Annotated in this window: 8 protein-coding genes; 6 read left to right on the forward strand and 2 right to left on the reverse strand. The window is 44.6% G+C overall.

Annotated features, from left to right (window positions below):
- Nucleotides 1-150: 150 nt before the first annotated feature.
- From ACL6C3_RS20730 to ACL6C3_RS20745, 4 genes are all read left to right on the forward strand, one after another.
- A complete protein-coding gene (locus tag ACL6C3_RS20730; RefSeq protein WP_413160939.1) occupies nt 151-849 on the forward strand; it encodes an N-acetylmannosamine-6-phosphate 2-epimerase in 699 nt (232 codons plus the stop codon).
- Nucleotides 850-1,365: 516 nt separating this feature from the next.
- The gene (gene mrdA / locus ACL6C3_RS20735) at nt 1,366-3,189 is read left to right on the forward strand and encodes a penicillin-binding protein 2 (protein ID WP_413160940.1); all 1,824 of its coding nucleotides are present in this window, start codon (nt 1,366-1,368) and stop codon (nt 3,187-3,189) included.
- A gap of 395 nt (nt 3,190-3,584) precedes the next feature.
- Entirely contained in the window at nt 3,585-4,487 is a 903-nt protein-coding gene (locus ACL6C3_RS20740; protein WP_413160941.1) for a bacteriorhodopsin, read from the forward strand.
- Nucleotides 4,488-4,892: 405 nt separating this feature from the next.
- Nucleotides 4,893-7,001, forward strand: a complete 2,109-nt coding sequence (locus tag ACL6C3_RS20745) for a hypothetical protein (RefSeq protein WP_413160942.1) — start codon at nt 4,893-4,895, stop codon at nt 6,999-7,001.
- A 199-nt stretch (nt 7,002-7,200) separates the two neighbouring features.
- Here the strand turns inward: ACL6C3_RS20745 and glgX are convergent, their stop codons facing one another.
- Together glgX and tilS are read right to left on the reverse strand one after the other, a co-directional pair.
- On the reverse strand, nt 7,201-9,324 hold the full coding sequence (gene glgX / locus ACL6C3_RS20750) for a glycogen debranching protein GlgX (protein WP_413160943.1): 2,124 nt from the start codon (nt 9,322-9,324) through the stop codon (nt 7,201-7,203).
- A gap of 157 nt (nt 9,325-9,481) precedes the next feature.
- Nucleotides 9,482-10,549, reverse strand: a complete 1,068-nt coding sequence (tilS, locus tag ACL6C3_RS20755; RefSeq protein ID WP_413160944.1) for a tRNA lysidine(34) synthetase TilS — start codon at nt 10,547-10,549, stop codon at nt 9,482-9,484.
- 51 nt (nt 10,550-10,600) lie between these two features.
- Here tilS and ACL6C3_RS20760 point away from each other — a divergent pair, with 51 nt between their 5' ends.
- Together ACL6C3_RS20760 and ACL6C3_RS20765 are read left to right on the forward strand one after the other, a co-directional pair.
- Nucleotides 10,601-11,035 (forward strand): SRPBCC family protein, encoded by a 435-nt coding sequence (locus ACL6C3_RS20760; RefSeq protein WP_413160945.1) that lies wholly within the window; start codon nt 10,601-10,603, stop codon nt 11,033-11,035.
- A gap of 535 nt (nt 11,036-11,570) precedes the next feature.
- The gene (locus ACL6C3_RS20765; protein ID WP_413160946.1) at nt 11,571-12,863 is read left to right on the forward strand and encodes a glycosyltransferase family 4 protein; all 1,293 of its coding nucleotides are present in this window, start codon (nt 11,571-11,573) and stop codon (nt 12,861-12,863) included.
- Nucleotides 12,864-12,875 lie beyond the last annotated feature (12 nt).

The raw sequence follows: 12,875 nt of genomic DNA on the forward strand, positions 1-12,875 counted from the left end.
GTCCTTAACGTCTAGAAATTCTAAGTCTAGAAATTCTAAAAAATTAAGAAATATAAAATCTCAATAAAAGATTAAACCGCTGTTAACGATTCTCCGTTAGATTATAAGTTAGATTATCAAAGATCTAACCAAAACCAGTTCATTTTGACAATGACCTATGATCAAAACCTGATTCCACCTCAATCTTTAATCGTTTCCTGTCAGGCGCCGGTTGACTCTCCCCTGCACGATCCGATTATAATTGCAGCAATGGCAAAAGCATCTGTTAATCAAGGTGCGGTCGGAGTGCGAGTCGATACACCGAACCATATCAAAGCCGTGCGAGAACAAATCACTCAGCCCATCATTGGACTGTGGAAACAACAGATTCCCGGCTATGAAGTTTATATCACACCTCGGTTTACAGATGCAATGGCGATCGCGCAGGCCGGGGCTGATATTATCGCCGTAGATGCGACCTTAAGAAACCGTCCCAACGGAGAAACCGCAAACACCCTGATTCTGAAAATTAAGCAAGAATTAGGTAAACAGGTCATGGCGGATGTAGACACCCTAGAAGCCGCAATAGAAGCCGCTAAAGGGGGTGCAGATTTTGTCGGGACAACCCTTTATGGTTATACAAAAGCAACTGAAAATTGTTCTCCTCCCGGCTTTGAATTGCTGGAAAACATGGTAAAAAACCTGGAAATTCCGGTGATTTGTGAAGGGGGAATTTCTTCGCCAGAATCCGCCCAAAAAGCGCTCGAATTGGGGGCTTATGCTGTGGTGGTTGGGACGGCAATTACCGGAATAGATATTCAAGTCAAAAGGTATCAAACCGCATTAAATCAAATGGAGGTAAAAAGCTGACAGAAAAAACTCAAAAACTAATCTAAAATCGGAGAAATTTTAGATCGATTTCAAGGGTTAAAAGCAACGGGATTATTAACAGGAAATCGCCCCTAAAAAAGAGAAACAGATACCGTAAAACGTGCCTAAAAGCAACCCTCGATAAAACGAATTAAACACCCAATCAATCTATCTGTTTTTATCTTCCCTACTCTAAAATAGATGGCTGAAAACTGATGATGAGCCTCTGGAGTTTAGGAATAAAACTGCTAAATTTTAGAAGACTAGCCCGACCCATTCAGAAGAATGAAAAAAGAAGGCTAACAGAAGCGGTTAATCTTCATCTCTGTTGCAGCAGACCGGAAAATTAAGACCTTGGGGAATTCCAGGGAAGATTTCAGCGTAAAAAAAACCCTTACCATTTCCCATTTTATCTTCACTTGAGTTGAAGAAAATTAATCATCTTATCCGGATTTTTAGTTCCCTTCATCGGGAATAAGAAATAATGCAATCAAATCATACTCTAATGTAATTCCTATGGCGACAGAAACCTTATTTGACTATCAACCGAAATATGTAACCACCGCTCCCGACGTGCAGGATTCAACCGTGAGACGTTCCCGTTTTCACAAAGGGATAATTCTGCTGCTGGTGATTACAGGATTAATGAGTGTTTTTAGCATTCAGCTTGCAAAATTGCAAATCATTGAAGGGGAATATAATCGACTTTGGGCCGAAACAAATCGTCTGCGTTTGGCTCCTGTTCCCGCTAAACGGGGTGAAATACTTGATCGCAAAGGAGAAGTTCTCGCCACCAGTCGTCTGTCTCGTTCGGTGTATTTGTGGCCGCAAGAAAAAACCCCCGAACAGTGGCAAGAAACCGCCAAACAGTTAAGCACAATTCTGAAAATACCAGATACTAAAATTATACAACAACTCGAACAAGCCGGATACCGTTCACGGCTTCCGGTGCGAATTTACCAAGATATTAATCCTTCGATGTTTATCGCTTTGGCCGAAGAAATGGGCAAATCCAGAGGGATTGAAATTCGAGGCGAATCCAGACGTTATTATCCTCATAATACTTTGGCGTCTCATCTGTTAGGATATATCGGAGAAGCCACCCTCGATGAATTAAAGGCAAATCCTAATTATCCGATGGGGATGATTGTGGGGAAAACCGGTATCGAAAATAAAGCCAATTCCGAGTTAGAAGGCGTTTGGGGAAATCGTTTAGTAGAAGTCGATGCCAGAGGAAATGAAATTCAAGAATTGGGCTTACAATCTCCGGTTTCAGGAAAACCCGTTCAACTGACTCTCGATTATAAATTACAGAAAATAGCCGAGGAAAAATTGGGCGACCGACGGGGTGCGGCCGTGGCAATTGATGTCAGAACCGGGGCGATTTTAGTCATGGCAAGCGGTCCCAGTTTTAACCCCAATTTCTTTACCCGTCAGTTAACGGCAAAAGAATGGAACCGACTGCAAGGGGCAGAAAATCCGCTTCTCAATCGCGCCATGCAAGGGTATCCGCCCGGAAGTACCTTTAAAGTTGTCACCGCCACTGCCGGGATGCAGTCGGGTAAGTTTAAACCCAATTCCAAATTGATGACTTCGGCGGCGATTACTGTGGGGGATACTTCTTTCCACGAATACAATAATGCGGGTTATGGGGTGATTGGATTTGAAAAAGCATTAACCGTTAGTAGCAACACCTTTTTCTATCAAGTGGGGATGAAAGCAGGCCCCGAACAAATTTCTAAATGGGGTCGAGAATTGGGGATTGGCGGTTCAATTAATTTGGATATTTTGGGACTTGATAGTGGAAATCACGGTCAAATTCCCACGCCCGCCGAAAAGGAACAAATATATGGTGAACCCTGGTATGTTGGGGATACGGTTTCGATGTCTATTGGTCAGGGGTTGGTGTTGGTTACGCCGTTGGAATTGGCGGTGATGACGGCGACGGTTGCCAATGGGGGATGGCGAGTTCAACCGCATTTACTCGCTTCTCAAACGAATACACCGGAAACCGAACGGGTGAAAACCTCGATTTCTCCGGCTACGTTAAATGTGATTCGTCAGGGGTTAATTTCTGTGGTTAAAGAAGGAACCGGACGCCGTTTAAATGATGGTTCTATTCCGTTAACGGGCGGGAAAACCGGGACGGTAGAAATTCCTGGAAAACCGGATAATTCCATGTATATCGCCTTTGGGCCTGCGGATAAACCGGAAATTGCGATCGCGGTGGCGGTCGAAGCGGGAGGTTATGGATCGGTATCGGCCGCACCCATTGCCCACGAAATTTTTAAAGCCTATTTCGGGCCGCCCAAACCGAAAGCACCGGCTAAGAAAAAATAGAAAAAATAATCGTTTTATTTGGATTAAGAACCCGGTTTTTCAAATAAATCGGGTTTTTGGTTTGTAGGCGATCGAGAATTCTGTAGAAACCGCCCCTACACTTGGGATTATTAATTACCGGGTTTTTGGCTTGTAGGCGATCGAGAATTCTGTTGATTCTGTTGGTGGGGTGGTGACTGATCTGAACCCGCCCCGTGCTTTCTATTCCCTTTTCTAGTGTACTTTAGATAGATAAATTCTATCTAAAAGCAGAGAAAAATCCTCGCTCAAACTAGAAGATATACAACTTGAGATAGATAAAAAACAGGAAGGATGTATTTTAATCTCAACTCATTAGATCGAATCTAAAATTATTCTTTCAGGAGTTGGTTGTGATTTCATTATTTGATTCATTTTTGAATCTATCTGTTTATCTATCTCAAATACCAGAAGGTGCAATTCCGGAAGGTTTAAATCTAGAAAATCTACTCACTTATTCTCCACTTCAACACCAACTAATTTCTCATTTGCTTGTATTGGGTGTCAGCGCCCAAGCCGTCGGTTTTGTTTATTTTACCGCCACCCGCAAACGTTCTGCACCTAAGTACCAACCTTCATCGGTACTTTCGTCTGTGGTGATGGTGTCAGCATTTCTGATTTTAGCGTGGCAATTGGTCGGATGGTCGCAGGCTTTTGACTTTGAGGGAGGGATCTGGCGACTGACCGATAATACCTTTTCCAATGGTTATCGGTACTTAAACTGGTCGATAGACGTTCCCTGTCTGTTGACTCAAATGTTGTTTCTGCTGGATGTGTCACCCGGTCAATTTAGAAAAACGCGCAGACGCTTTATTACAGCCGGATTGTTAATGATTTATACCGGATATATTGGACAGTATTTTGAAGTGACCAATACTCTGAGTTTTCTGATTTGGGGTGCCGTCAGTACCGTCTTTTATATCTACATTTTGTTTTTGGTGGGTAGCTTAATCTTTCGGACTCGGGACAATTTACCCCACACAGCCTCTAAAACAATGGGTACTGTTTGGATTTTAATTCTAATTTCTTGGACGTTATATCCGGTAGCTTATTTAATGCCATTTTTCTGGAAGATCTTCCCCGAGTTAGGAACTTGGAGTGTTGTGATCAGACAGTTCCTCTACACGATGGCTGATGTTTTATCAAAAGTGATCTACGGTGTGTTATTGTCGAGTATTGCTCAAACTCGCAGCGCTGCCGAAGGATATGAACCCGCTCTGAAAGTACAAAAAACGAACGAGAATTTTCGACCCGACTATATGGAAACTCCTTCGCGCTAGTCCGTCGAAATCAGTTGTTATTTTCATATTCTAATCTGAGATTGGGGATTTTTGAGGTTCCCAATCTTTTTAATCAGACAATAAAAAATCATAACGGGTTGAAAATCCCGATGAGTAAACGCCCGATAGAGCTTAATCGGTAAGACTTTCGACCCCAAATTTTATCCTCTCTCACCGTCCATCTTTTCAAGGGAGATTTAAGGATTTTTCCTGATGTAGCAGAATTGATATGGTATTATCTAGCTCCAGTTTATCCGCAGCAAATTTACATAATTTTTACAGAATTTTTACTCGATCTTTACAAAACTATCTGTCATTTTGGGGAGGGTCGATGTTAGCTTTTAAATGAAGCAATCGTCACCGTGTTTTCACGGATTACAACTACCCCAGTCTCAGGAGATTTCAATGGCAATTGTTGGTTTTAGCGGACAAGCACAACCGATTTCAGATAGAAATGGTGATGGCAATCGTGATGTCAAAGATTTTTGGTTAGATGATGCCACAGGCAACTCGGCCTTTAAATACTCAAGTTGGTGGGCGCCCGCATCCGGTAAGAACCTACTATTTTTTGACGAAGCTCAAAATGTTACCCTCTCCCAAGATGTCAAAGTCAACGATCCTCAAGATTGGGACGATCTCAATAATTTAGGAACAATTCCAGCCGGTACCGTTGTTGACAGTCATTTTATCTATATGAAAAATGACTCGGGTTCGCGCAAAGAATTTAAAGGCATCTTTGAGTTTGACAGGCCGATTCTGGGCTTCATGGCTGATGATGAGTTGTTTGGTAACGCCAGCACCTTAAAAACTCTCAATGGTAACGACGAACTGGTTGGCTATAGAGCTAGGGTTCTACAAAGTGGAAATACCCTAGAGGGGCCAAACGGTGGACTTCCCGAAGATACCGTCAGGATCACGGGAGCCAACAATAACATCTTAGAAGTTAACTTTACCAGTCAATCGGCCGTTGACGGTCTGCGGGTGATTACGCTCGATTCTGGCACCCTACCCAACCTCTGGCCGACAACATCCGCACCCGCTCCCGTACCCGCTCCCGTACCCGCTCCCGTACCCGCTCCCGTACCCGCACCGACACCCAGCACGGGTAACAGCGGTAACAGCGGTGGTTCCGGCGGGCAAATCATTGGTGTGGATAACCCCAACGATTTGTTACCCGGAAAAGGTGAAGTTGACGAACTCAAAGGAACCAGCGGGCCGGACACGTTCATTCTCGGGGATGCCACCAAACCCTACTACGTTGATGGCGACACCACCACCAACAGTTGGAACGATCGGGCTGACATTACCGGGTTCAACGGTTCACAAGATAAGATTCAACTTCACGGCAGTGCCAGCGATTATGACCTCAGAGGTGGCCGCCTGTTCTACATGGGCGAAGGAACCCGAGAGATGGTGGCAACGATTTCCGGTGATTCCGTTCCTACCTCGTTAACCAGCAGCGTATTTACCTACGTTTCTGACAGCGCCGCACCCGCACCGGCACCGGCACCCGCACCCGTACCCGCACCCGTACCCGCACCCGAACCCGCACCCGAACCCGCACCCGAACCCGCTCCCGAACCCAGCACGGGTAACAGCGGTAACAGCGGTGGTTCCGGCGGGCAAATCATCGACGTTAACCCCAACGATTTGTTACCCGGAAAAGGTGAAATTGACGAACTCAAAGGAACCAGCGGGCCGGACACGTTCATTCTCGGGGATGCCACCAAACCCTACTACGTCGATGGCGACACCACCACCAACAGTTGGAACGATCGGGCTGAAATTACCGGGTTCAACGGTTCACAAGATAAGATTCAACTTCACGGCAGTGCCAGCGATTATGACCTCAGAGGTGGCCGCCTGTTCTACATGGGCGAAGGAACCCGAGAGATGGTGGCAACGATTTCCGGCGATTCCGTTCCCACCTCGTTAACCAGCAGCGTATTTACCTACGTTTCTGGAACGAACTCCCAAACCACCCAAACAGAACCAGTCAACTCCCAAGTCACCCAAACAGAACCAGTCAACTCCCAAGTCACGCAAACAGAAACCGCGACAGACAACACCACCGGCACGAATGAAAATTCAGTCAGTGAGAATGGGGTCGGTGATAATACTGTTGCGAACAACGACAACCTCAACGGTGAGTATGACCCGATCATTGGTAATGTTAACCCCAACGATCTGTTACCCGGAAAGGGTGAAAGGGCAGATGCGCTAACCGGAACGCCTAACAAGTCCGACCTGTTCGTTCTCGGAGATGCAAGAACACCCTACTACATGGATGAAGACCCCAGCAGCAACAGTTGGAATGATTATGGTCAAATTTTCGGGTTTGAGCCTTTAGAAGATAAGATTCAACTTCATGGCAGCCCGGATAAATATAACCTCAGAGACGACGGAACTTCTACCCGCATTTTCTACACCGGCCAAGATAAGCAAGAGATCATTGGAATTGTTGATAACACTTTGGGACTGTCTTTAACTGACGACAGCTTCCAATATGTCTAGGTCTTCACTTCTACTTCGTTGGTCTAACTGATTTAGCCAGATTCTCGGGTGCGTCAAATTCTAAAAGCTTTGCTTTTTTGACGCATTTTCCGCTGTTTTTACCTTGAATTTCAACAATAAATTAAGTCGGGAACGGTGGCAGGTTCCCGACCTTTTTAGCTTTTAATTTCAATTCAAATTTTGCCGAACAACTAAGCCGTTAACACCGCTGTAAAACCACCACCGAACGGGCGGTTACGGGTACGGGTTTATCCTCGGTATAAACAACCCAATCGCTGATAAAAGAGGGTTCTTTCGTATCGATGATCACCCGCCATTGGCGATCGCCTAAACCTTCGGGTAAACTAAACTCAATCATCTCGTAGTGAGCGTTAAAAAAGATCAGAAAACTATCATCGATTATCCGCTCACCTTTGAATCCCACCGCCGGAATTTCTTCCCCATTGACAAAAACGGCGATCGCTCTCGCAAAACCCATACTCCACTGTTCTTCGGTCATTTCACCGCCATCAGGATTATACCAACCCAGATCGGTGACTGCCGAGCCATGAATCGCCTGTCCTTGGAACCAACGGCGACGACGAAACACCGGATGACGGCGACGAAAATCAATCAACTGACGGACAAAATCCAGTAAATCCGCATTACTATCTGGCAGATTCCAATCGAGCCAAGATAATTCATTATCCTGACAATAAGCATTATTATTACCAAATTGAGTGCGTCCCAATTCATCGCCGCTGACTAACATTGGCACCCCTTGAGACAACAGCAACGTTACCAAAAAATTCCGTCGCTGACGGTTTCGCAACTCCAAAATCTCCGGGTCATCGGTTTCGCCTTCTTCCCCACAATTCCAAGAACGGTTGTGGCTTTCCCCATCACGGTTTTCCTCAAAATTGTCTTCGTTGTGTTTTTCGTTGTAGCTAACGAGATCGTTTAAGGTAAAACCATCGTGAGCGGTGATAAAATTAATGCTGGCGTGGGGTTGACGGCCGTTACTTTCATACAAGTCAGAACTTCCGGTAAACCGATAGGCAAATTCGGCCAGCAAGCTATCTTCGCCCCGCCAAAAATCCCGCACGGTATCGCGATATTTTCCGTTCCATTCCGACCATAATATCGGAAAATTCCCCACTTGATAACCGCCTTCTCCCACATCCCAAGGTTCAGCAATTAGTTTCACATCCGACAATACCGGATCTTGGTGAATAATATTAAAAAATGCCGCCAAACTATTGACTTCATACAATTCTCGCGCCAACGCCGAGGCCAAGTCAAACCGGAAACCATCAACGTGCATTTCCAGCACCCAATAGCGTAAGCTATCCATAATCAGCTTCAAGACTTGCGGGTGAGAAACGTTGAGCGAATTCCCGCATCCGGTAAAATCCATGTAGTAGCGGGGATCGTCTTCGACCAAACGATAATAAACCGCGTTATCAATTCCTTTGAGTGATAATGTCGGCCCCATGTGGTTGCCTTCTCCGGTATGGTTGTAAACGACATCCAAAATTACCTCAATGCCGCCTGCGTGCAGGGCTTTCACCATTTCCTTAAATTCCTGCACCTGTTGTCCGGGGGTTTGATCGGCGCCGTAAGACTGATGGGGCGCAAAATAGCAAATAGAATCGTAACCCCAATAGTTTTTCAGGCCGTTTTTGATTAAGTGTCCGGGTTGAGAGAGGAAATGATGGACGGGCATTAACTCTACTGCGGTCACGCCCAAAGACTGAAGGTAGGCAATGGCTGCCGGATGTCCGAGTCCGGCGTAGGTTCCTCGCAGTTCGTCGGGAATGTCGGGATGCTGTTGGGTAAAGCCCTTGACGTGCATCTCATATATAATAGTTTCGTGTTGGGGGATGCGGAGCAGTTGATCGTCTTCCCAATCAAACGTTTCATCGATAACTACCGCTTTGGGGACCAGATGGGCGTCATCAAGTTCGGAAAAGGACAAGTCTTGATCTTCGCCATCCCAACGGTAGCCAAAGATTTCTTCTCCGTACTGTATTTCTCTGTCTAAGGCTTTGGCATAGGGGTCAATGAGGAGTTTATTGGGATTAAAACGATGACCTTCTTCGGGCGAATAGGGGCCGTGTACGCGAAACCCGTAGCGTTGACCGGGGCTAATGCCGGGGATGTACCCGTGCCAGATAAAGTTATTGACTTCTGTTAGCCAAAGTCGGGTTTCCTGATCTTCACTGTCAAACAAACACAACTCAACCGCTACCGCATTTTCACTGTAGAGTGCAAAGTTTGTTCCTTTACCATCCCAAAGTGCGCCTAAAGGATAAGGTTTACCGGGCCAGACAGGTAAGTACATAGAAACGCTTCCTATTGTAATTTGGGTTCAGAACAGCCCGAAGGCGAGATGGTCTAAGCATCAACGGCTTCGGAATGCTGTCCGTGCTGAGTGATGTTTCAGCGTGACCTTATTTTTAAAACAATATTAACGAAACAAAGTCCGGTCAGACCATCGGCTAAAATGTATATATCCATTCTCCGTCAACTCTGGCGATCGCTCCTCCCGGAAAGGGATCGGTTTGGGAACGGTTGGGAGCGGAGATTAAAGCGGTTAATTTTTCGATCATTTCAAAACTCGGGGATGTCGGTAAAATTTCTTGCAGCCAGCGACGCATCACCCGACGTTGCAGGGCTAGTGGCGCTTGGCGTAAAATCAGGCGGTTGATTTTTAGATTTGTAGAATTGGGTTCAAATGCGATCGCTTGTTGATAGAGTTGTTCGCTGGCTTGTTCTAAGTAGTCTACTTCGGCTTGTAATAATTCTGCGGTTTGGGCTAAAGCTTGTTCTGCTTGCGGGTTAAAATGGGTTTGCAAGTAGGGTATTAATTCACCCCGAATGCGGTTGCGAGCATAGTTTAGGTCTTCGTTGGTGCTATCGGACCATATTTTTAACTGTTGGTCTTGGCAAAATTGACCGGTTTGCGATCGCAGAATCTCTAACAGGGGTCGCACCAACCAGATATTATTATTAGTATCGTTATTATTAGTATCGTTATTATTAGTGTCGTTATTATTATTCGTATTATTATTAATATCGGTTTGGGGGTCTAAAGGACGTTTCCAGGTTAAGGCTTGTAAACCGTCGGCGCCGCTGCCGCGAATTAAGTTGTATAATAGCGTTTCGGCGCGATCGCTTTTGGTATGACCGGTAACGACGTAGGCGTAATGGTGAGTTAAAGCCAGTTCGGACAAGACTTGATAACGCCAGCGACGAGCATCGGCTTCGGATTTGGGAATTTGTTGGGCGGTTTGGCGGTAAAATGAAAGTTGCCAAGATCGGGCGAGTTGTTCGATATAGTCAGCATTCGCCCCCGAGTCGGAGCGCCAACGATGATCGCAATGAGCAATGGCTAAGTCCCAACCCCATTTCGATTGTAAGTCTAAAAGCAGTTTAATCAAACTCATCGAGTCTTGTCCGCCGGATACCGCGACCAAAAGCCGCTGCTGGGAAGGTAAAAGTTGACGCACTCTTAGGGTTCGATGCAGTTGAGCGTGGAGAGGTGTCCAACAGGCAGAATTAGACATTAAATTTTAATAAAAATTATAGCCGATTTTCTGTTTCCATATTTTATCAAAATGTCAACGCTTTATACCGAAATTGAGATTAATGCCGACCCACAGGAGGTTTGGCGGGTGCTGTATCATAAAGAAAATTGGGTGAACTGGAATAGTTTTTTATTTGATCGCGATTCAAGTTTGGGGTTTGAGATCAATAAAATCGTTAAATTATCGGTGTGGCGCAGTCCCGCAGATGAAGATACGGAGTTTCAGTCTCTCGTGAAAGTTGTACAACCCCCCGTCTGTTTGAGTTGGGTTTGTGAAATTCCGGGTTTTCGCGGAGAATATTGGTTTGAACTGCAAGAAATTGGGGTCCGACGCACAAAATATATTCATCGAGAAGTCTTTTCTGGCTGGTTGTCGCGCCTGTTTTTACCGTTTATTCGAGAAGATGAGAAGCGGGGAATGGAACGGATGGCCAGAGAATTAAAGCGATATTTAGAACAGTATTAAGTTTTATTACGTTTATTATTCAAAAAGATTTAATTTTTTCGGGGTTTAGTGACCCCTGCTGTTGTCTATTCCCCATTCCTGGTGCTGGCTGCCATCACCTCGTAAGTATAGATGTGTATTTTAACTAGCGCATCCTCGAAAAAATACCGATGAGGAGTTTGTTCATCTGCATATTTGGGCAGGAATATCAGTATAATACGGATTGGTCTAAACAGACAATGATACATTCGCTTTACCGAAGCTTTACATAAATTGGTGCAGTTTCCGCCAATGTTTTACACAACTCCCCTTACTTTTGATGAACTTAGGCGTTAGGATTCAAATAGTAAGGAATAAAACATGATTATTCAGAACAAGGGTGTTATTTAGTTGGAATTTTGCATCCTTCTACTTAGCCCCAACCTATTCTTGATCAACACCTCAAGCTGAAGACAGTGGTCAAGTTTGAGTAGAAAAAAAATCAGAAAAAGTAAAAAAGTCAGGTCAATTCTGGCTTAAATTCTTCTGCAATATCTACAAATTTTAGAGGGATAAAATGGTACTCACTGCCAACAGTAAATCGAAGCAAAAAAGCGTTGTCCGCCATCAAATTAAAAGATTTCGTAAGCAACCCAGAGATCCATTTGACGATGCTAACGGCTTAAACATCCTATTTTTAGCACCTCATCCTTTCTATCAAGATAGAGGAACCCCAATTAATACGGGCTTTTTTTTAAGAGCGTTATCAGAAAATCATCATCAAGTTGATGTGGTGACGTTTCCCGAAGGAAAAGATATCACCTTAGAAAACGTTACCATTTACAGAACCCCGAAAGTTCCTTTTGTCGAAAACGTTCGCCCCGGATTTTCTTGGAAGAAATTGGTTTATGACTTCTTGATGATCTTCAAGGTGATGCAACTGGCTTTCAGCGGAAAATATGACCTGATTCAAGCTATCGAAGAATCGGTTTTTATTGCCTTACTGATGAAAGTCATGTTTGGAATTCCCTATGTTTATGATATGGATTCCTCGATTGCCCAACAGATGATCGAGCAAATACCATCACTTAAACCTTTGGCGGGAGTATTTAATTGGTTCGAGAAAATCGCCGTTAGAAATGCGAAAGCTGTGGTTCCGGTTTGCAATGCAATAGCAGAAGATATCGCCCGTTATCAACCCGAAAAAGTTACGATTTTACCGGATATCTCTTTGTTAGAAGATGCCACCAGTGACGTTACAGAAGACATCCGTCAAGAACTCGGGATCGAAAATCAAATCTTGATGTATGTGGGGAATTTAGAAGGGTATCAAGGGATTGATTTGTTGCTCGATAGTTTTGCACTCGCCTTACAATCAACCGACCAAGTAGACTTGGTAATTATCGGCGGAGATGAGGCGGGAATTGAAAAATATCAAGCCAAATCTGCCGAATTGGGAATTGCTAAGAAAGTTCATTTTATCGGTCAACGACCCGCCAAATATCTTAGTGCTTATCTGTCCCAAGCAGATATTTTAGTTTCACCTCGGACGAAGGGTATTAACACCCCGATGAAAGTTTACTCCTACTTGGATAGCGGTAAAGCGGTTTTAGCAACGGACTTGTTAACTCATACCCAAGTTTTAACCCCGGAAATTTCTAAATTGGCTCAACCTACACCAGAAGAGTTTTCTCAGGCTATGATTGAATTGATTAACAATCCTGGCTTGTGTTCAAAACTGGGAAGTGCTGGAAAACAAATGGTTCAAGACAAACACAGTTACAGTGCGTTTCGCACAACCGTTAACAGTCTTTATCGTTGGTTACAGCATGAAATCTTTCCGGCTCAGTTCCAAGTAGGATTAGAATAAATAATCCCACAA

Origin of the sequence: Capilliphycus salinus ALCB114379 (genome assembly GCF_047276495.1) — a bacterium.
GTDB classification, from domain to species: domain Bacteria; phylum Cyanobacteriota; class Cyanobacteriia; order Cyanobacteriales; family Microcoleaceae; genus Capilliphycus; species Capilliphycus salinus.

Coding starts and splice junctions, on each gene's coding strand:
- ACL6C3_RS20745 (WP_413160942.1), top strand. CDS start 4,893: ATGGCAATTGTTGGTTTTAGCGGACAAGCACAACCGATTTCAGATAGA.
- ACL6C3_RS20730 (WP_413160939.1), top strand. CDS start 151: ATGACCTATGATCAAAACCTGATTCCACCTCAATCTTTAATCGTTTCC.
- ACL6C3_RS20760 (WP_413160945.1), top strand. CDS start 10,601: ATGTCAACGCTTTATACCGAAATTGAGATTAATGCCGACCCACAGGAG.
- ACL6C3_RS20765 (WP_413160946.1), top strand. CDS start 11,571: ATGGTACTCACTGCCAACAGTAAATCGAAGCAAAAAAGCGTTGTCCGC.
- glgX (WP_413160943.1), bottom strand. CDS start 9,324: ATGTACTTACCTGTCTGGCCCGGTAAACCTTATCCTTTAGGCGCACTT.
- tilS (WP_413160944.1), bottom strand. CDS start 10,549: ATGTCTAATTCTGCCTGTTGGACACCTCTCCACGCTCAACTGCATCGA.
- mrdA (WP_413160940.1), top strand. CDS start 1,366: ATGGCGACAGAAACCTTATTTGACTATCAACCGAAATATGTAACCACC.